Source organism: Photobacterium sagamiensis, assembly GCF_050337085.1.
In the GTDB taxonomy this organism is placed as follows: Bacteria; Pseudomonadota; Gammaproteobacteria; order Enterobacterales; family Vibrionaceae; genus Photobacterium; species Photobacterium sagamiensis.
The window spans coordinates 120,106-139,821 of the sequence record NZ_JAKJSP010000022.1 but is presented as its reverse complement, the minus strand read 5'-3'; the positions used below and the strand labels follow the sequence as shown (position 1 = coordinate 139,821).

General features: G+C 48.6%; 16 protein-coding genes. 13 read left to right on the top strand and 3 right to left on the bottom strand.

Features of this window, described 5'->3' with window-relative positions; all coding sequences use genetic code 11:
• Positions 1 to 66 precede the first annotated feature (66 nt).
• Positions 67 to 1,848: a PglL family O-oligosaccharyltransferase gene (locus L4D76_RS11435; RefSeq protein WP_428441029.1), complete on the bottom strand. Its 1,782-nt coding sequence runs from the start codon at positions 1,846 to 1,848 to the stop codon at positions 67 to 69.
• Between the two features lie 91 nt (positions 1,849 to 1,939).
• On the bottom strand, positions 1,940 to 4,774 hold the full coding sequence (gene uvrA / locus L4D76_RS11430; RefSeq protein WP_428441028.1) for an excinuclease ABC subunit UvrA: 2,835 nt from the start codon (positions 4,772 to 4,774) through the stop codon (positions 1,940 to 1,942).
• A gap of 361 nt (positions 4,775 to 5,135) precedes the next feature.
• Between uvrA and L4D76_RS11425 the strand changes: the two genes are divergently transcribed.
• On the top strand, positions 5,136 to 5,693 hold the full coding sequence (locus L4D76_RS11425; RefSeq protein WP_428441027.1) for a single-stranded DNA-binding protein: 558 nt from the start codon (positions 5,136 to 5,138) through the stop codon (positions 5,691 to 5,693).
• 74 nt (positions 5,694 to 5,767) lie between these two features.
• On the opposite strand, the gene L4D76_RS11420 is transcribed toward L4D76_RS11425, so the two are convergent.
• Positions 5,768 to 6,649, bottom strand: a complete 882-nt coding sequence (locus L4D76_RS11420) for a LysR family transcriptional regulator (protein WP_428441026.1) — start codon at positions 6,647 to 6,649, stop codon at positions 5,768 to 5,770.
• Between the two features lie 222 nt (positions 6,650 to 6,871).
• Between L4D76_RS11420 and csrD the strand changes: the two genes are divergently transcribed.
• The 12 genes from csrD to L4D76_RS11360 all read left to right on the top strand — a co-directional run bounded on the left by csrD (position 6,872) and on the right by L4D76_RS11360 (position 19,680).
• A complete protein-coding gene (csrD, locus tag L4D76_RS11415) occupies positions 6,872 to 8,803 on the top strand; it encodes an RNase E specificity factor CsrD (RefSeq protein ID WP_428441025.1) in 1,932 nt (643 codons plus the stop codon).
• A gap of 166 nt (positions 8,804 to 8,969) precedes the next feature.
• Positions 8,970 to 10,439: a PilN domain-containing protein gene (locus L4D76_RS11410; RefSeq protein WP_428441024.1), complete on the top strand. Its 1,470-nt coding sequence runs from the start codon at positions 8,970 to 8,972 to the stop codon at positions 10,437 to 10,439.
• Positions 10,439 to 11,074 carry an MSHA biogenesis protein MshJ gene (locus L4D76_RS11405; protein WP_428441023.1) on the top strand — a complete coding sequence of 212 codons (636 nt, stop codon included), beginning with the start codon at positions 10,439 to 10,441 and terminating at the stop codon, positions 11,072 to 11,074. The genes L4D76_RS11410 and L4D76_RS11405 overlap by 1 nt, the downstream gene beginning before the upstream one ends.
• On the top strand, positions 11,067 to 11,393 hold the full coding sequence (locus L4D76_RS11400) for an MSHA biogenesis protein MshK (protein WP_428441022.1): 327 nt from the start codon (positions 11,067 to 11,069) through the stop codon (positions 11,391 to 11,393). The genes L4D76_RS11405 and L4D76_RS11400 overlap by 8 nt, the downstream gene beginning before the upstream one ends.
• 15 nt (positions 11,394 to 11,408) lie before the next feature.
• Positions 11,409 to 13,067, top strand: coding sequence for a pilus (MSHA type) biogenesis protein MshL (gene mshL, locus L4D76_RS11395; RefSeq protein ID WP_428441021.1), 1,659 nt, complete (start codon positions 11,409 to 11,411; stop codon positions 13,065 to 13,067).
• A gap of 3 nt (positions 13,068 to 13,070) precedes the next feature.
• Complete coding sequence (locus tag L4D76_RS11390) at positions 13,071 to 13,928, top strand: ExeA family protein (RefSeq protein ID WP_428441020.1); 858 nt, start codon at positions 13,071 to 13,073, stop codon at positions 13,926 to 13,928.
• 2 nt (positions 13,929 to 13,930) lie between these two features.
• Positions 13,931 to 15,139 carry a tetratricopeptide repeat protein gene (locus tag L4D76_RS11385; RefSeq protein WP_428441019.1) on the top strand — a complete coding sequence of 403 codons (1,209 nt, stop codon included), beginning with the start codon at positions 13,931 to 13,933 and terminating at the stop codon, positions 15,137 to 15,139.
• A 4-nt stretch (positions 15,140 to 15,143) separates the two neighbouring features.
• On the top strand, positions 15,144 to 16,859 hold the full coding sequence (locus L4D76_RS11380) for a GspE/PulE family protein (protein ID WP_428441018.1): 1,716 nt from the start codon (positions 15,144 to 15,146) through the stop codon (positions 16,857 to 16,859).
• 10 nt (positions 16,860 to 16,869) lie between these two features.
• Positions 16,870 to 18,090 (top strand): type II secretion system F family protein, encoded by a 1,221-nt coding sequence (locus tag L4D76_RS11375; protein WP_428441017.1) that lies wholly within the window; start codon positions 16,870 to 16,872, stop codon positions 18,088 to 18,090.
• On the top strand, positions 18,074 to 18,547 hold the full coding sequence (locus tag L4D76_RS11370; protein ID WP_428441016.1) for a hypothetical protein: 474 nt from the start codon (positions 18,074 to 18,076) through the stop codon (positions 18,545 to 18,547). The genes L4D76_RS11375 and L4D76_RS11370 overlap by 17 nt, the downstream gene beginning before the upstream one ends.
• A 52-nt stretch (positions 18,548 to 18,599) precedes the next feature.
• Entirely contained in the window at positions 18,600 to 19,193 is a 594-nt protein-coding gene (locus L4D76_RS11365; protein WP_428441015.1) for a prepilin-type N-terminal cleavage/methylation domain-containing protein, read from the top strand.
• 13 nt (positions 19,194 to 19,206) lie between these two features.
• Positions 19,207 to 19,680, top strand: coding sequence for a prepilin-type N-terminal cleavage/methylation domain-containing protein (locus tag L4D76_RS11360; protein WP_428441014.1), 474 nt, complete (start codon positions 19,207 to 19,209; stop codon positions 19,678 to 19,680).
• Positions 19,681 to 19,716 lie beyond the last annotated feature (36 nt).

The window sequence follows — 19,716 nt, the reverse complement described above, 5'->3', positions numbered from 1 at the left end:
AACGGCTACGCAGGTAGCCGTTTTTTATTGAATGCTGTTATGTCACAAGCTCAATTGTTACAGCCCTTACTTACCAGCCAGTAATGCCGCTGAAAGCTGGCTGCCCTGCGGCGCAGGTTTACTCTGTATCGCCGGTAATACCGACGAGATGGTGAAGTCATTGCCGGGGAACAAAAATTCAGCCTCTTGCTGGATCTGTCTGGCCTGCTCCTGTTGATCCAGCAGTTGATAGGCTGCGATCAAATTATGATATAGCGCCGGACGTGGCCAGCTGACCGCTTTCTGAGTTGCCCAGTGGATATATTCTTCAATTAAGTTCTCATTATGACTCGCGGCACCTAACTGCAACTGAGTGAGATGCAAATCCCAGTCAAAACGATTCTGCCACGCCCATGGGTTGTTCACCTGCATCAGGTAATCAACATTCACCGGCCGCGTAGTTTCGAATTTGGTCAGTAACCTGCCAGAATATAAGGTCGTTAACATAAAGCTGGTGACAAGAATTGGCATTAGCAGGGCACAGAATTTTACCGAGAGTACATAGCGCGCATGGTACTTATGGTATTTCGCCGTCAGGTTATCGACCCAGTAAATCAAGATGATAAAGGTTACCCAGTGCACCAGCGAATGGTAAAAGGGGTACTCCAGCTGGGTATGTAGTGTAATGGGCAAAAACAGGCCGACTAACGCCAGTTGTGTCCCGTTTCTGGCCTTGCGGATCGTTAAGAGGACGGCGGCAGCAGCGGCAAGCAATGCCAGTAACGGTACAATTCCGCCTTCAGCAGCCCAATACAATAGTTCATTATGCGGGTGATCCAGCCCTGAAATACCATAGTTTTGCTCAGGATCGGCCTGATGCCATTTTGCGGTTTGGATAATATAGGCCGGTTCAAATTTACCATACCCATAACCAGCCAGCGGCTCTTTACTAAACATTTTATAAGCCTGGGGGATGTGAATAGCACGCGCGCTTTCCAAGCTCACTCGCTCTTCTGCGGGGGCCCAGTCGATGGTGTTATTTATGCTCCATGAAACACTTAAACCGAGTGCAACCATTAACAGCCACATTCGCCATTGTGCTTTGGCGGCAAACGTCCGCAAGTAAGGCAACATAAGCGCTGCGCCCACAATCGCACCAAGCCATCCGGTACGAGAGCTGAGCACCACAATGATCGGTATTGTAGTAACGGGAGTCAGCAATAAAACAAGCTGCTGCCATGACCACTTACCGCGATACATCGGGATACGAGCCAGTAAATAAGCTGACAGCACTAAACCTGTAGCCAGAAAGCTTGCCATCACATTGGGCTGTTGAAATATCCCATAGGGGCGATTTTGTTCCGTGTCATAGCCAATGGCATTGCCGGGCTCTATCCAGAGAAACTGGTACCAGGCAAAGATCGCCTGAATCCATATCGCCGCTAAGATCAGCCATAACATGCGCTGGCGCTGTTTGTGGGTAAAGGCAAACTGCTGTAATCCGATAAAGAAGAGAAAGCCGGCCCATAATCCAATGAGCCGGTTAGCAACAGCGTACCCATCGGCATCAGGGTAGAAAGCCGGGATAGTCAGTAATAGACAGCAGATAAACAGAACCACGGTCAGGCGCGAGTAACGGCAGATTTTCTGGCGACTAATTTCCAGTAATCCTAAGGCAATGGCAAAGCTGAAGGGGATCCAGCTGGTGGTATTAAATGACAGCTCAAGCCCTGATCCTCCGGGGTTGTGCTGGAAGTAATGCATCGCGAGCAAAAAGAGGATCCCGAGAGAGACGATAAAGTGTCTCGTGAGAGGTTTGCTGATGCGTTGCTCTGCCAGTTTAGTACCTTGTAAATGTAACACAGTCATTGTTTATCCGTGCTTGTTGACATGCTCAGTCGGGGTTAAACAAAAGACAGGCTGGTGACTATCAGCCTGTCTGTGGCTTGTACAAAGCCCATTAATTTGCGTTTGGCAGTAGCGGTTTCAGAAAGCGTGCAGTATGCGAGCCAGCCACTTGCGCCACTTGCTCAGGAGTGCCGGTAGCAATAATTTCCCCGCCACCACTGCCGCCTTCAGGCCCTAAATCAATGATCCAGTCTGCAGTTTTAATTACATCCAGGTTATGCTCAATCACCACAATAGTATTGCCATGATCGCGCAGGCGGTGCAGTACTGTCAGTAGCTGCTGAATATCATGAAAATGCAGCCCGGTTGTCGGTTCATCCAGAATATACAGGGTTTTACCGGTATCACGCTTTGATAACTCTCGCGCCAGTTTTACTCGCTGTGCCTCACCACCGGATAAGGTCGTCGCTGCCTGGCCTAAGCGGATATAAGATAAGCCGACATCCATTAATGTTTGTAGCTTTCTCGCAATCGCTGGAACCGGATCAAAGAATTCGCGTGCATCTTCAACCGTTAAGTCTAAGACTTCGTGAATGGTTTTGCCTTTATAACGAATTTCCAGGGTTTCCCGATTATAGCGTTGGCTTTTGCACGAATCGCAAGGGACATACACATCCGGCAAAAAGTGCATTTCCACTTTGATCACGCCATCTCCCTGACAGGCTTCACAGCGGCCACCTTTGACGTTAAAGCTGAATCGTCCGGGTTTATAACCCCGGGAACGAGATTCATGGGTGCCAGAAAACAGCTCTCGAATAGGAGTGAAAATACCGGTATAGGTTGCGGGATTCGATCGCGGTGTTCGACCGATAGGGCTTTGGTCTATATCAATGACTTTGTCGAAATGCTCAAGATCCTGAATTTCGCGATAAGGTGCGGCATCACCCGTTGTCGCGCCATTGAGCTGGTGGTGGGCGATACGGAAGAAAGTATCGTTGATCAGGGTTGATTTACCCGAGCCAGACACCCCGGTAACACAGGTAAACAGACCAACAGGAATATCAATATCAACATTTTTCAGGTTATTACCGCTGGCACCCAATAACTTCACAATTTTATCGGGATCCATTGCCACCCGTTGTTCCGGAATCGCAATAGATTTACGGCCACTGAGGTATTGTCCGGTCAGTGAATCCGGGGCCTGGAGAATATCTTCTATGGTGCCTTCGGCAATGATATGGCCGCCATGGACACCCGCGCCGGGACCGATATCGATCACATGATCAGCTGCACGGATGGCATCTTCATCATGCTCTACCACGATCACGGTATTACCCAGATCGCGCAGATGATTCAGTGTTTTGAGCAGGCGTTCATTGTCTCGCTGGTGCAGCCCGATAGAAGGTTCGTCAAGAACATACATAACGCCAACCAGACCGGCACCGATTTGGCTGGCCAGGCGGATGCGCTGTGCTTCACCACCCGACAAGGTATCTGCGCTGCGGGATAGATTCAGGTAATTAAGGCCGACATTGATTAAGAATGTTAGTCGCTCTTTGATTTCTTTTAAGATCTTATCGGCAATTTGTGCACGTTGACCAACTAGGGTGATTTCATCAAAAAAGTGCAGTGCTTCACTGATGCTCATTTCGCAAATTTGCGGCAGGTTGGTATCCGTTATAAATACATGACGCGCTTCCTGGCGCAGACGCGAACCGTGGCAGCTCGAGCAAGGTTTGGTGGAAACAAATTTGGCGAGATCTTCGCGGACCGAATTTGATTCCGTTTCACGGTAGCGGCGCTCCATATTATTGAGGATCCCCTCAAACGGGTGGCGCCGGACGGTGATATCTCCGCGATCATTAATGTATTTAAATTCAATTTCGGTTTTTCCAGAGCCACTGAGAATAACGCTCTTGATCTTTTTCGGCAGCTCATCGAACGGGGTTTCAACGTCAAAGCCATAATGCTCTGCCATCGATTTAAGCATCTGGAAGTAATAGAAGTTGCGTTTATCCCAGCCGCGAATAGCACCGCCAGATAAACTTAACTCACCATTTTGTACCACGCGGCCAGGATCAAAGTACTGTTGTGCACCAAGTCCGTCACAGGTACCGCAAGCCCCTGCCGGGTTATTGAATGAGAACAGACGCGGCTCGAGTTCCTGCATGCTGTAACCACAGTGGGGGCAGGCAAAGTTAGCGGAGAAAATGAGCTCACCGGGCTGGCTGTCATCCATCGGGCTGATCACAACATTGCCGCCAGAGAGTTCAAGTGCGGTTTCAAACGATTCGGCCAGTCGCAACTGAAGATCCTGACGGACTTTAAAGCGATCGACGACCACTTCAATCGTGTGTTTTTTATGTAACTCTAACGTCGGTGGATCGGAAAGATCGCACACTTCATCGTCGATACGGGCACGGATATAACCCTGCGCAGCAAGGTTAGCCAGGGTTTTAACATGCTCACCCTTACGCTCTTTGACGATTGGAGCCAACAGCATCATTTTGCTGCCTTCAGGCAGTTCAAGCACCTTATCCACCATCTGGCTGACGGTTTGAGCGGCCAATGTCACATCGTGGGTCGGACAGCGTGGTTCGCCAACCCGGGCATAAAGCAAGCGCAGGTAATCGTAAACTTCAGTAATGGTCCCCACGGTAGATCGCGGATTATGTGAAGTCGATTTCTGCTCGATAGAAATGGCCGGCGACAGTCCTTCAATATGGTCAACATCGGGCTTTTCCATCAATGACAGGAACTGGCGAGCATAAGTGGATAACGATTCAACATAGCGGCGCTGGCCTTCGGCGTATAAGGTATCGAAGGCGAGGGAAGATTTCCCTGAACCAGATAAGCCTGTGATAACAATCAATTTATCGCGAGGGATTGAGATATTGATATTTTTAAGGTTATGGGTGCGAGCGCCCCTGACGTCTATCTTATCCATGGTATGCGAGCTTTATGGCTGACTAATTGATTTGTCATTATTGCATAGCAAGGAAAAGCTTGAAAGGATGAGCTGTATAAAGATACAGTATAAAGAGTAAAAATTAGCCAGGTATTCGTCACTCGGGTTTGGTTTTTATTGGTTCTGCCATCACTGAGTTTCGAGATTGTTATGCAATAACAATGTGTTTTTTGATGATGAATTTAATCCTGATTGGTGGTGGATAAAAATTGCGTCAGATAACACAGTTTGAGCTCTATGCCTTACCTGTGTGAGCATGATAAACTGCGCGATTAAGTATAAACTTTGACTAAGCGGCTATTGATAATCAGATAGTACGCGATCAGATTTGGAGTTAAGTATGGCCAGTCGTGGCGTAAATAAGGTTATCTTAGTCGGTAACTTAGGTAATGACCCAGAAATCCGTTATATGCCAAGTGGTGGTGCAGTAGCAAATATTACAATTGCTACCTCCGAATCATGGCGTGATAAGGCAACGGGCGAACAGCGTGAAAAAACTGAATGGCACCGTGTTGCGCTATTCGGCAAGCTTGCTGAAGTTGCTGGTGAGTACCTGAAGAAAGGTTCACAGGTATATATCGAAGGTCAATTACAGACTCGTAAGTGGCAAGATCAAAGCGGCCAGGATCGCTACACAACAGAAGTTGTGGTTCAGGGCTTCAACGGTGTAATGCAAATGCTTGGTGGCCGTCAGGGCGGTGGTCAAGGTGCACCAATGGGCGGACAACAACAGCAGCAAGGTAACTGGGGTCAGCCTCAACAACCTGCAGCAGCGCCTAAGCAGAACTTTGCGCCTCAACAGCAGCAACAATCTGCACCACAGCAGCAGGCACCTCAACAGCCTCAGCAGCAGTACAATGAGCCACCAATGGATTTCGATGACGATATTCCCTTTTAATCACTGATGAGAACGGTCGTCATAACAAAAAGCAGCGCTCGCGCTGCTTTTTTAATGTTTGCTATATCATTAAGTTATGACGGGTTAGCTTTGGATTTAATAAAATCGATAAACAGCTTGGTTTTTACATGGTTATAGTCAAGCTTCGGATAATAGGCATAGGCTGAGCTTACCGGCTGTTTCAGCGCCGGTAATACCGGGACTAACAGGCCTTTACTGAGTTCGCGTTTGACCATATTTTCACCGGTAAGAATAATTCCCATCCCGGTGACGGCAGCGGCAACTAAAGCTTCCGGGTTTTGAGTAGTAAAATTACCGCGCAGACGAAGGCGTAGATTATTTTCAAAAACATGCTCTTGCTCGTGGCCGTGAGTACCAAACAGTAAGCAGTTATGCTGAGTGAGTTGTTCCGGGCTCTCAATGGGTGGCTTATCTTCCAGATAGCCGGGAGAGGCATAAAAGCCAGGCTGGAAATCAATCACTCGGGTGGCGATATAGCTCGAAGAGTTAAAGTCGGTTAATTCACGGCTGATAAACACATCAAGATTTAAGTCGGGCAATTGCCCCGGGGTAATGGTGTGCAATTCCACCTGAATGTTCGGGTAAGTTTCTATAAATTCAGCCAGATAATGAACTAATAAACGGCTGCCAGTCGCCAGCGGGGCACCAATACGCAAGACGCCACTGACCTCACCATAGGTGGATGTTGTTTCAGCCAGCATCTGGTGCCAGTCATCGAGTAGCCGGGCACTACGCTGATAGAATAGCTTTCCGGCATCCGTCACGGTCAGGCTGCGGGTGGTGCGCTTGAGTAGCTGCACCCCTAACTGCTTCTCTAACCAGGACAGGCGTTTTGACAATGCTGAGCTTGACGTATTCAGCTTGGTGGCAGCCTGGGCTAAAGAGCCTTGATCGACAACAGTGACAAAGCTTTTGGTACAAGTAATCCAATCCATATATTCCCAACGTTATCTTGCGGTTGATCCCAATTTCGCTAACTGCCTGGCTATCAGCCGGTAATTAAGCGAATTGATATCACTATGTTTACAGACAGTGATTCACATTGATAGATGAACAAGTGATAATTGTTAACAAATTATTTAAGTGTCGGGTTGAACACTGAAATTATTTATTAACTGTTTATATTTTATAAATATTCCGTGTGAATTTGGAGTGTTATGAGAAAAGCATCAGGGATGAAGTTAACTAATCGCTTAGTTGCTTTTGTCACGCTCATTGTTATTTGTGCCATTTTCGTCATTTTTATCGGTGGTGCTGTCAGTTTTCGAAAGTTAGGACAGGATTACCTGACTCATTATCTTGATGGCGTCGTAACAGTGATTGATCAGGAGCTGGCGGATCCGCAAGGCTCGCAGTCATTATCGCGTTGGCTTCCCCAGTTGCTTAAAGCCAGTAATGTTGTCGAGCTGGAAGTCGCTAGCTCGGCAGGCATGGTTTATTCCTTTAAAGGACTTCAACCCATTGCCGATCCGAATATTTTTCATATTAGTCGTTATGAGCTGGAACATAACCCCGGCTTTTATATCGATATTAAATCTCTGCCGCCTTATACCGAGTTTACTTATTCGCTAGGGGCGATGTCATCGATTACCCTGGCGATCATCATTATTATTATGGGGTTGGTCTGGGGGCTGAACTGGCTGCGTCAGCAGCTTTATGGCTCTGAATTACTCGAAGTCCGTGGCCGGATGATCCTTGCTGGCCGGGTTGATGAATATGCCGTTGGAGATGAAGAAGAATGGCCGGCAACCGCAAGCCTGGCACTCGATCAGCTGATTGCTGAGTTAAAAGATGCACGCCAGGAGCGTAGCCGCTTTGATACCTTTATTCGTACCCACACCTTTCTTGATCAGTTAACTGGCGCTGCCAATCGAGTGTTGTTTGATAGTCGTCTGCAGTCATTAGTTCAAGAGCAGGAGACCCATGGTGCGGTCATTCTGATCCGTATTTCCGATTGGGATGAACTGCTGGCGGAGAAGGGAAAAGAGACTGCTGATGATCTGATCCAGGATGTCGGTATGATCTTATCTAATTTAATTCAGCGCTATCCCGACACCGTTCTTTCCCGCTATTTTGATGCGGAATTTGCCATTATGCTGTCGCAGCTGTCGGCCAAAGAGGTCAAGCTGTTTACCCATCAATTGCTCAATGCGCTGGAAAGGCTGATACCCGCCGCTCCCCTGCAACAGGACAACTGGTGCCATATTGGCGTGACATTCTTTACCAGTGGCGAGCGCCGTGGTCGCATTATGGATGAAGCCGATATGGCCTTGCGCAGTGCGCAATTACAGGGAACAAATAGCTGGTACGCCTTTAAGAAAGATCAGCAATTGGAAGAGGCGCGCGGCAGTGTGCGCTGGCGAACGTTACTCGATGCCGTATTTAATGACGGCGGGCCGATTTTATTCCAGCAGCCAGTAGTCAGTGCATCAGATGAAACGATTATACACCGTGAACTACTCGCACGAATTAAAGATGAAAACGGGGTGTTAATTAAAGCCTCGCGCTTCTTGCCGGCGGTTGAGCTAGTCGGGTTTAATGTCCGGATGGATAAACGGGTTATTTCTCAGGCATTGCAGCTTTTAAAAACAATGCCCGCCAATGATATTTTATCCATTAATGTCAGTGTTCAGGCCTTATTGGAAAAAAAGTTTGTGCGCTGGTTGCGTGATGAGTTATTGCAAACCCCGCGTACCGTGTTAAATCGCCTTTCTTTTGAAATCGCTGAGAGTGGTTTGGTTAAGCACCTTGATGCAATGCGTCCGGTTACCCGTATGATGGTGGGACTGGGCTGTAAGCTCGTTGTCGATCAGGCTGGAAGAACGATTGTTAGTACTCACTATATAAAGGATGTCCGGGCTGACTACATCAAACTGCATCGCAGCCTGGTACGTGAAATCAATCAGCGTCAGGAAAATCAGCTTTTTGTCCGTAGTATGTTGGGGGCTTGTGCCGATTCTGAAGCGCAAGTGATTGCTGTGGGCGTGGAAAATGAACAAGAATGGCAAGTATTAAAACAACTTGGCGTAAAAGGTGGTCAGGGACGCTATTTTGCGCCAGAGATATCCGTGGGAAATGCATTCAAATAGAAACATAAGCCCGGTTAATTTCCATTTGGAAATGAAATATAAATTTATTGAATTATGTTTATTGACCGAATACTCAGGTAAAATGGTCAAATAATTGACATCGGTTAATTATTTGACGTTATTACCATAATATAACTACATATTCAGTCAGCTGCGTTGGATATTCATGAAACCTATCACACTGTTAAATAAATATTTAAAGAAGAAAAGCCACGATAAAGTTGCCAGTATTGCGGTTTTTACTGATTCCATCACACTTGTGTATGAATCAGAGCAGAAATGGACGACGGACAGTGTCGATATTTCTAGCATTGGCCAATGGGCTGAAAGTATTAAGAGCTTGATTGAAAAGCACCAATTATCCGGCAGCCAAATAAAGTTGGTGCTGGGGCATGGTTTATATCAAAGTCTGCTAATCGAAAAGCCGGAAGTCACACGGGAAGAATTACCGACGGCACTGCCATTTTTGGTGAAAGATTTAGTGAACGAGTCGCCAATGGAATTGGTGGCTGATGGTTTTCCTGCGCCATTAAAAGATCGCTTGCAGGTGTTTGTGGCAAACCGTAAGCAAGTGGAGCAATTGATTCAGTGCTGTGCCGATGTGAATTGCGAACTGGTATCGGTATCTGCCGAAGAAGTCGTGTGGGGGCAGTTTACCTCCTCCTCATTGAGCCAGTTGATTTTACATCGCCGGCATCATGCCGGGTTACAGCTGACAGCTTTTAAACAGCAATCCATGTGTTTTCAGCGTCAGCTACGTGGCTTTAGTGTGCCGTTAATTGAAGGGGAAGGTAACGCCCTTCAGCTTGATAGTTTAGCCCTTGAGTTACAACGCTCTTTAGATTTCCTCAGTGCTCAGCTTCGTGATAACCCGATCACTCAGCTTGTTATTTCTTGTGATGGTGAACAAGATGCAGTGCTGGCACAGGAATTAAGCCAGCGCCTGAGTGTATCCGTGAGCGCAGTTACACCCGCTCATCCTGTATTGGTGAGTAATGCGGCTCGTATTGCCTGGGCGGGATTGGGCGAGTTTGGTAATAGCGGGATTAATTTTTATTCTGACAGCCTGAAACCGCAAAAACAGTATGTAAGCCTGCAAAATGTGGTGATGGGTTGGGGAATTGGCATCGTGCTCATGGGGGCAATGGCAGGATGGTATAGCTGGCAGAACTATGTGGAACAGGAAAAATTATCGGCAGAGCAAGCACGGTTATCCGACAAGCGTGCAGAGTTGGATCGCGCCAAAGCGGCTTTAGCCAAGCATGTTCCAAGTCCGTTGAAAGTTGAATTAGCGGGTACCTTAGAGCAAGATCTGGCCACCAAACAGGCAACATTAAAAGCCATCGATATGCATGATGACAGCCTGAAGGTTGGTTATGCCGGTATGTTACAGCAGCTTTCTGATGCGGCAAGTAGTGATATTTCGGTGAACCGGATCCACGCTACAGGTAAGGCGCTTGACTTGGAAGGGCTGGCAAGGAACCCTGATGCGGTACCGAGTTGGCTACGCGCTTTCAAAGATTATCCGTCTCTGGTTGAACGCCGTTTTCAGCTGATGTCACTCGGTCGGAATAAGCAAAATATCGTCACGTTTCGATTAATTGCAGATCGGACAGCACAAAAGGAGACCAAATAATGAATGGTTGGCAAGCGTTGAGCGACCGTTTTGATCTTCTGAGCCGTCGTGAACAAATGCTGATATTACTGTCGGGCTGGGTTGCCTTGCTGTTTGTTGGTTTTGTGGTTTTTGTTGAACCGCAAATGAAGGATTTGCAATCAGCAAAACAGCAGATTGTGTCAGTTGCCAGCGAATTAACCGCCAGTGACAATCAGATCATTTTGACCGAGCGAAAATTAAAAAGCGATCCCAACAATGAGGTTGAGAGCAAAATTGCCGGTCTGGAACAGCAAAATCAGGCATTAGATGAGCAATTGCGGGACCGGGTTGCCAGTCTGGTAACACCGGTGCAGATGTCAGGTTTGATGGAAGAAGTCTTACGCCGCTCTGAGCGTTTAAAGCTGATGGCTCTGGAGTCACAACCACCGGTACAGCTGATTAGCGGGGATGACGAAGGGTATTTCATTCACCCTGTGCGTTTAACTCTGCGAGGACGTTATTTTGATGTGGTGAATTACCTCCGGCAACTGGAAGCACTACCGGTGAAGTATTACTGGCAAAGTTTTAATTATCAGGTGGATAAGTACCCCTTTGCCAGTATTCAATTAGATGTTTATACATTAGGCGAAAGTAAGGATTTCATCGGTGGTTAAGTCAGGCATTTTTGCGGCAGCGTTAATGGCGATGATGGCGAGTACAGCCCAAGCCAGTCAGGATCCAACGGCACCACTTGGCTGGCAGGCCCCGGCTAAAAAACAGATATCACATCGTGCTCGTTTGCCTGATCTGCAAAGCATTATCTGTGCAGAAGGAAGTAACTGTACTGTGATTATGAATGATGTCGCTATCGGGCTTGGCGGGCGGGTGAGAGGCTATACCCTTAGTGAGATCAAAAATGATCATGTCACCGTGACACGCGGTGGCAAGCAGTGGCGCTTAGAGTTGTTTGCCGAAAATATAAAAACGAATTAAAGGTCAGTGGTTAGCATGCGTGGATTAGTTGTAGGAATTATTTTGGCTTCGTTAATAGGCTGCTCAACCAACATGGGTCACCGGGATCCGGTTGAGGTTAAAGAGGCGTTGAACGTCGCTGCGAACGAAGCCAATAGCCGTCCGTTGGCTGACTTACCCTCAGCGGTAAATGCTGATTTGATGCCGAGCTTGGAAGGCAATGACTTTATGTCATCCACGGCGCTTGAAAAACGTTTCCGGGTCAGTGCGCGCAATGTTGATGCGCGGGCTTTCTTTGGCAGCCTGGTCAAAGGTACCCCCTTTAATATGGTGATACACCCCGATGTGCAGGGGCGTATTTCTTTAACACTGCGTGATGTCACTCTCGATGAGGTGCTGGACGTTGTGTCTGATATGTATGGTTATAACACCAGCCGTAAAGGCAACATCATTCAGATCTTCCCGGCAACGTTACGGACAGAAGTGATCCCTGTTGATTACCTGCAACTTCAGCGCGATGGTAAATCTCTGACATCGATCACGACAGGCTCGATCACCAGCAACGACTCTGGTTCATCGAATTCGAACAGCAGCAGTACAGACAGTAATTCAAACTCGAATTCAGATAATGGCAGCTCCAGTACGGCAACAACTGGCGGCAGCAGAATTGAAACCACCTCAAAAAGTAATTTTTGGCCACAGCTTGAAAAAGCGGTTCAGGCGATGATTGGCTCAGGAGAAGGGCGCAGTATTGTCGTATCGCCCCAGGCCAGCCTGATTTCGGTACGTGCTTTCCCCAATGAGTTACGGGAAGTGAAGGCGTTTCTGGAGGTATCGCAGAAGCGCCTGAAGCGCCAGGTGGTGCTTGAAGCCAAAATCATGGAAGTCACCTTAAGTGACGGTTACCAGCAAGGCATAAACTGGAGCAATATTACCAAGAGCCTCGGAGGCACTGATATTATTTTCGGCCGTCCAACGACCAACCCGATCCAGGCCTTACCGGGTGGCGGTGCGATTTCCAGTCTGCTTGGCGGCCAGACGAATATCACGATTAGTGACGGTAACTTTGAAGCCGTCTTGAGCTTCCTGGAAACCCAGGGGGATTTAAATGTCTTGTCCAGCCCGCGGGTGACTGCGGCGAATAACCAGAAAGCGGTGATTAAAGTCGGTGGTGATGAATATTTCGTCACCGCGGTTAATTCAGGAGAAGTCAACAGTGACGGTGGTACGGCTGCCCCGGAAGTTGAACTGACCCCGTTCTTCTCCGGGATCTCTCTGGATGTCACCCCGCAGATTGATAATGAGGGAGGGGTGCTTTTACATGTCCATCCTACGGTGGTGGATGTAGTGGATGAAACCAAAGAGATCGATCTGGGGACGGCCTTTGGCGTCTACAAATTACCTTTAGCAAAAAGCTCGATCCGCGAGTCTGACTCCGTGATCCATGCCCGTAGCGGTGATGTGGTGGTTATTGGAGGTTTGATGAAATCTGCGGTCAATGATCAGGTATCAAAAGTCCCTCTGTTGGGTGATATTCCGGGATTGGGTTATCTGTTCCGTAATGTCAACAAAGTCCATATCAAAACAGAGCTGGTGATTTTGATTAAGCCGACAGTGGTAGGCGATCAGACCTGGCAGAAAGAGATTGAGCGTTCACGGGCATTAGTCGCGGAATGGTTCCCAGAAGAAGGCTAAATCATGTATCAGTCTCACTTTGGCTTGTGTCAGGCACCTTTTACACTGACGCCGAATACCGCCCTTTTCCATGCACTGCCTCCGCACTTAGAGGCTATTCAGACGGTGCTGGCGGCACTGGAAATGGGAGAGGGGATTATTCAGATTTCTGGTGAAGTCGGTACCGGCAAAACACTGGTCTGCCGCATGCTGATCAATCAGCTGCCGGAACGGTTTGATCTGGCATATTTGCCGACCCCGGCAATGGATGGTCATGAACTGCGAGCGGCGCTGGCTAAAGAGCTTAATTTAAGCCGGGAAGGGGAGCTGGATTTAACGGATAGCACCGCTCTGACAGAGCGTATTCATCATGAATTGATCCGGCGAAAAGCACAGGGTCAATCAGTTGTGGTGTTACTGGATGAAGCGCAGGCGCTGCCGGATGAGGCGCTGGAGGTGATCCGCTTGCTTGGCAACCTAGAAACCGAGCAGGAAAAGTTATTACACATTGTCCTGTTCGGTCAGCCCGAGCTGGATGAGCGATTATCTCAGCATCAGTTACGACAGTTTCGCCAGCGGATCACGTTCAGGGCCGATTTGCGCTCTCTGGATCTCGCGGAAACCATTTCATACATCGAACATAGACTGGAACGGGTTGGGTGTGAAACACCACTGTTCAGTCTGGCGCAATATCGGGCGTTATGGAAATCCAGCCAGGGTATTCCAAGAGTGATAAACCAGCTTTGTCATAAGGCATTAATCGCAGCATATAGCAGCAACAATCGAATGGTTAGTCGGAAAGAATTACTGATGGCGATTAAAGATACATTAGGGGCGCGTCAGCCGACGTGCACCTATCCCGTATTATGGGGATGGCATTAAGCATGAGCGAAATTAACAAGATGCTCAATGAGCTTGCGCAGCACAAAACAGCAGAAATACCAGCCAAAGAGCCGTTAGTGGCGGCAAAGATAAAGCAGGTTCCGAAAACAACCTGGCCGTTATGGGCGCTAGCAGGCGTCTGTGTTACCGCTTTGGCCGGCGGTATTGGCTGGTGGCTGGGACAGCAAAATCATTCAGAACCGGTACCAGACGAACAAGCTGCCAGATCAGAAGTTACGTCAGTTGTGAAAGCGGATAGTCAGACAGACATAGCCTCTGAGCAGATCATAGCAGCAACATCTTCTGTATCAGAGCAAGAAGCGGCCGCGCTTGATGTTGAACCGCTCAACGTCGTTAAAACGGAAGCTAAAGAGATCGTTGAGCCGGTTTCTGAACCGGTACCGGTGATCGTTAAAGCGAAGCCAGAGACAAAGCCGAAGCCAGAGCCGAAACAAGAGATAAAATCGCTGAAACCTCAGCCGCAAGAGACAACAACAGACCAGCCTCGACCTGTTCGACTGAAAGTGGTAAATGCTCAAAAAGCTGAACCCGCAGCACGGCAGGCACAATCAGAAACTGAGCCGGAATCACTGGAAAGCAATGATGGGCTGAGTATTGAAACCGTAGAACTCAATGGCAAACAACTGGCTGATATTGAATACCGTAAAGCCATGAAAGTGCTCAAAGAAGGCGACAGCAAGAAAGCCATCGTTTATCTCGAATCGGCACTGAAATACCAGCCAGACTGGATTACTTCCCGGCAGAAGTTATCGGCCCTTTATTATGGCCGGGGCAATACCCGAGAAGCGATTGCAGTATTGCAGCAAGGCCTGTCATTAGAGGGGGAGCAGCCTGATCTGCGGCTGACTTTAGCTAAATTACTGGTTAATGAATCTCAGCAGCAGGCGGCACTGAATGTGTTAACTCGGGTGCCAAAGCAAGACCACCGTGGCTATCTGGCTATGCGCGGTGCTTTAGCGCAGCAATTAAAAAACAATTCACTGGCACTCGACAGCTATCAAAAACTGGTTAAAGCCGAGCCCTATGACGGGCGCTGGTGGATGGGGTTTGGTATCGCGTTAGAGCGCAGCAGCAGTCTCGATAAAGCGCAAAATGCGTATCAGCAGGCGCTGTTAATGGGGCGTGTTTCACAACAATCACAACAATTTATCCAGCAGCGTCTGTCGGTGCTGGCGGCTCAGGGGGGCTGAGACCATGCAAATCAAATTAAGAAAGCGTCTTGGTGATCTACTGGTTGAAGAAGGTATTGTTGCTCAGGAACAATTAGAGCAGGCTCTGGTCCAGCAGCGGACTGTCGGGCGTAAACTCGGTGATACCCTGATCAGCATGGGGTTCTTAACTGAACAGCAGATGCTGTCATTCTTATCCCGCCAGTTAGATATTCCGCTGGTTGATCTGACCCGTGCCTCGGTTGATACCGAAGCAGTGGCTTTATTGTCTGAAGTGCATGCGCGACGTTTGCGTGCCTTAGTGATCAGCCTGCGTGGTGATACGGTGCGTGTCGCGATGAGTGATCCTGCTGATCTTGCGGCTCAGGAAGCACTGTTTGATCAATTGGGTGAGTACCGGGTTGAACTGGTGGTTGCCCCGGAACGACAGTTGATTGCCTCATTTGATCGCTATTACCGGCGTACCAAAGAAATCGTCTCTTTTGCCGAGCAGCTGCATGCGGAGCACCGAACCGAATCAGTATTTTCTTTTGGCCTGGATGACAGCGATAACGAAGACGTTACCGTTGTAAAGCTGATCAACTCACTGTTTGAAGATGCCATTCAGGTGGGAGCGTCAGATATTCACATTGAACCTGATGAAGATGTATTGCGGATCCGCCAGCGTATCGATGGCGTATTGCATGAAACCCTGTTGAATGAATCAAGTGTCGCCTCAGCGCTGGTATTGCGTCTTAAGCTTATGAGTGGGCTGGATATATCGGAAAAACGCTTGCCGCAAGACGGTCGCTTCAACGTCAAAGTCCGAGGTCATTCGGTTGATGTTCGTGTATCGACGATGCCGGTTCAGTACGGTGAATCCGTCGTTATGCGTCTGCTCGATCAGTCGGCGGGGATCCTCAGCCTCGACGAGGTCGGCATGCCGTCAGATATCGTGCAGCGTTTCCGTCGCCAGCTAAAACGCCCGCATGGCATGATCCTGGTTACCGGCCCGACGGGTTCAGGTAAAACCACTACTTTGTACGGGGCGCTGAGTGAACTCAATAAGCCGGGGAAAAAACTCATAACGGCGGAAGATCCGGTGGAATACCGATTGCCGCGGGTGAATCAGGTACAGGTGAACAGCAAAATCGGCCTGACGTTCTCTTCGATATTACGTACTTTCCTGCGTCAGGATCCTGACATTATTCTGGTGGGGGAGATGCGCGATCAGGAAACGGTGGAAATTGGTTTGCGTTCGGCACTAACCGGTCACCTGGTTCTGTCAACACTGCACACCAACAATGCCATTGACAGTGCGCTGCGAATGATGGATATGGAAGCGCCGGGCTATCTGGTCGCCAGTGCGGTACGCGCCGTGCTGGCGCAGCGTCTGGTCAGGCGTGTCTGCAGTGATTGCGGTGAAAGCGATGAATTGGACATGCCTAAAATGCAGTGGCTTAAGGCGCGTTTTCCACAACATCAGCATCGGGATTTCCGTCGTGGCCGAGGTTGTCAAACCTGTAACTTTACCGGTTATAAAGGCCGGATCGGGGTATTTGAACTATTGGAAATGGATCTACCGATGATGGATGCCTTACGTGACAATAATGCGGTGTTATTCAGTCAGATCGCCCGGGAAGCAGAAGGCTATAAACCGCTGGTAATGTCAGCCATGGAGCTGGCACTGGCAGGCCGAACCAGCTTAGATGAAGTGGTGCTGCTGGGTGACGGTGATCTTAATGACGGCATACTGGGCTAGGAAGTGAATTATGCCAGTTTTTAATTACCGCGGCCGCGGCAATCAGGGCCAGATGAAAAAAGGGCAGATAGAGGCAGCCAGTCAAGAGGTCGCCGCTGATCTGCTGATGCGTCAGGGAGTGATCCCGCTTGAGATCCGTCAGGGCTCAGTGAAAGGCGCAGGCTTTGACTTCAAATCGTTATTTCAAAGTACTATTCCGCTGGAAGTACTGGTGATTTTCTGCCGTCAGCTCTACAGCCTGACCAAAGCCGGCGTACCGCTGTTGCGGGCAATCAAAGGGCTGGGGCAAAGTGCCGGCCACCCGTTGTTGCAACAAACAATAGAAGCTGTCACCACCGAGCTGACCAATGGCCGATCTTTATCTGCCGCGATGAAACAGTATCCGAGGGTGTTCTCTGATCTGTTCGTGTCGATGATCCATGTCGGTGAGAATACCGGTCGGCTGGATGAGTCACTGTTACAGCTCGCCAACTATTTTGAGCAAGAGATGGAAACCCGTCGCCGGATCAAATCAGCGATGCGGTATCCGATTTTTGTTCTGTCGGCCATTATGCTGGCAATGGTGGTCTTAAACATCAAGGTGATCCCGCAGTTTGCCTCGATGTTTGCCCGTTTCGGGGTCGATTTACCTTTGCCGACCCGAATATTAATTGGCACATCGAATTTCTTTGTCGGTTACTGGCCGTTAATGCTGGGGGGGGGCATCGCGTCTTGGTTAGGCGTGAAGATCTGGCGTAATACACCTGCCGGGCAAGAAAAGTGGGACAGCTGGCGGCTGAAGGTGCCTGTTATCGGGAATATCGTTAACCGGGCCCAGATGTCACGTTTTTCCCGTACTTTCTCGTTGATGCTTCGTGCCGGTGTGCCGTTAAACCAGGCCATTCAAATGGCCGCAGAAGCACTGGGAAATCGTTATTTAGAAAACCGCCTGATTGAAATGAAAAACGGTATTGAAAGCGGTAATAGCATTGCCAGTACCGCCACTCAGTCAGGGGTCTTTACCCCGTTGGTTTTACAGATGATCGCTGTCGGCGAAGAGACCGGTCAAGTCGACGAGCTGTTGCTTGAAGTCTCGGATTTTTACGATCGGGAAGTGGATTACGATCTGAAAACCCTGACGGCCAGAATAGAGCCGCTCTTGCTGCTGGTGGTGGCGGTAATGGTACTGATTTTGGCCCTGGGTATTTTCTTGCCAATGTGGGGCATGCTTGATGTTGCAAGAGGCGTTTGATCGGCTGCAAAGAGCGAGGTTTAACGGATTTATCTGGTTTGCGGTCATTCTGGTACTTATCACCACCCTGCTGATGCAATGGTCTCGAGTGAGTGATAAAGCGGATCAAACTATTGTAAAGGTGACGGTCAGGAGCTTTTATGAAAGTGCCTCTAGCCTGCGTCAGTTATGGGAACTCAATGATAAACCGGAAGTGGCCGAGAGCAATGGGATCACGTTTGGTTTTACGGCTCTTGGTTGGCCGGTAGTTATTCGCGGCGGGAATGTTAACTGTAAAGAAATGTGGGATTTGTTATCGAACAATAGTCAGTCCGCTTCATACATTGATCTTTTTGATAAAAAAACTTTGAAGTCAGCGCCTTATAACTCCTGTATTTACCAAATAAGTGACGGCAGGTGGCTGGAATTATTTTATGAAAATGAGACAATACACATTAACGGTATTTTGACGCAATAAGGCCGTTTTTTGACGGGCCGGTTGACGAATTAGTTGACGAACAGGTTGATGAATGAAGAGAAAGCAAACGGGTTTTTCCCTCGTTGAATTAGTTATAGTGATTATCGTTGTCGGCCTGCTGGCGGCGGCGGCATTGCCTCGTTTTCTCCAGATCACTGATGAAGCCAAAAAAGCCTCGATTGAAGGTGTTGCCGGTGGTTATGCCACGGCGGTTTTATCTGCTCGCGCCCAGTGGGAAGCGTATGGTCGCCCGGTCGATACCAATGGTGATTATAAGGTCAATTACGATGGTACTGACTTTGCGTTAACCAAAGCGACAGATGACAACACGGTACGTGATGGTTATCCGTTCGCATTAGAAACAAGCAGCACCGGTGACGTCAGCAGTGTGACAGGTAGTGACTGCCTGGCACTGATTGACAACTTGTTACAAAACCCGCCGCAGGCAACCGTCTCACAGGCAGATGCAGCCAAGGGGAATTTTTTATTTTACGTCAAGGCAGATGGTTCAGACGCCAGCAAGTTTTGCCGTTACTACCAACTGGCTTCGGCCGGTACCAACGGCGCTGGTTCAACAGATGTTGAAGCAGGCCATTCATTCACGTATACGCCGGCCCTTGGCCGAGTCGAAGTGAACTTAAAATAATTTGGAGAGAGTTATGAAACGTCAAGGCGGTTTTACGCTGATTGAGTTAGTGGTTGTAATTGTCATTCTGGGTATTCTGGCGGTAACCGCAGCACCTAAGTTTTTAAACCTGCAGGATGATGCACGTAGTGCGTCGCTGCAAGGTCTGAAAGGGGCGATTAATGGTGGCGCCGGTATTGTTTACGGTAAAGCGGCAATTGAAGGTAAAGAATCATCAGACGGTAGTAGTACTGTTGTAGATGTTGATGGTATTGCGACTAGCTTCGGTTATCCGACAGCAACAGCAACTGGTATTGGGGCTGCCGTTATTGGTCTGAATGATGATTGGACTGCAGTATCTACGGTGACTGGCTCAATCACTTATGGCTTTAAAGGTGAAACTGATGCGTCCAAGTGTGTTGTGACATACACCGCAGCAACAGGAACTGCTGTCACCTCTGCTGCGAAAACAACCATTATCTTCGGTACAGGCTGCGAGAAAAGCTAAAAATACTTAATAGTGCCTTTTTTTAGGCACTATTTT

Bases quoted from the DNA above. Each gene is read 5' to 3' on its own strand.
- L4D76_RS11360 (WP_428441014.1), top strand. From the start codon at position 19,207: ATGAAACGTCAAGGCGGTTTTACGCTGATTGAGTTAGTGGTTGTAATT.
- L4D76_RS11375 (WP_428441017.1), top strand. From the start codon at position 16,870: ATGCCAGTTTTTAATTACCGCGGCCGCGGCAATCAGGGCCAGATGAAA.
- L4D76_RS11405 (WP_428441023.1), top strand. From the start codon at position 10,439: ATGAATGGTTGGCAAGCGTTGAGCGACCGTTTTGATCTTCTGAGCCGT.
- L4D76_RS11380 (WP_428441018.1), top strand. From the start codon at position 15,144: ATGCAAATCAAATTAAGAAAGCGTCTTGGTGATCTACTGGTTGAAGAA.
- L4D76_RS11365 (WP_428441015.1), top strand. From the start codon at position 18,600: ATGAAGAGAAAGCAAACGGGTTTTTCCCTCGTTGAATTAGTTATAGTG.
- L4D76_RS11385 (WP_428441019.1), top strand. From the start codon at position 13,931: ATGAGCGAAATTAACAAGATGCTCAATGAGCTTGCGCAGCACAAAACA.
- uvrA (WP_428441028.1), bottom strand. From the start codon at position 4,774: ATGGATAAGATAGACGTCAGGGGCGCTCGCACCCATAACCTTAAAAAT.
- L4D76_RS11435 (WP_428441029.1), bottom strand. From the start codon at position 1,848: ATGACTGTGTTACATTTACAAGGTACTAAACTGGCAGAGCAACGCATC.
- L4D76_RS11390 (WP_428441020.1), top strand. From the start codon at position 13,071: ATGTATCAGTCTCACTTTGGCTTGTGTCAGGCACCTTTTACACTGACG.
- L4D76_RS11410 (WP_428441024.1), top strand. From the start codon at position 8,970: ATGAAACCTATCACACTGTTAAATAAATATTTAAAGAAGAAAAGCCAC.
- mshL (WP_428441021.1), top strand. From the start codon at position 11,409: ATGCGTGGATTAGTTGTAGGAATTATTTTGGCTTCGTTAATAGGCTGC.
- L4D76_RS11425 (WP_428441027.1), top strand. From the start codon at position 5,136: ATGGCCAGTCGTGGCGTAAATAAGGTTATCTTAGTCGGTAACTTAGGT.
- csrD (WP_428441025.1), top strand. From the start codon at position 6,872: ATGAGAAAAGCATCAGGGATGAAGTTAACTAATCGCTTAGTTGCTTTT.
- L4D76_RS11420 (WP_428441026.1), bottom strand. From the start codon at position 6,649: ATGGATTGGATTACTTGTACCAAAAGCTTTGTCACTGTTGTCGATCAA.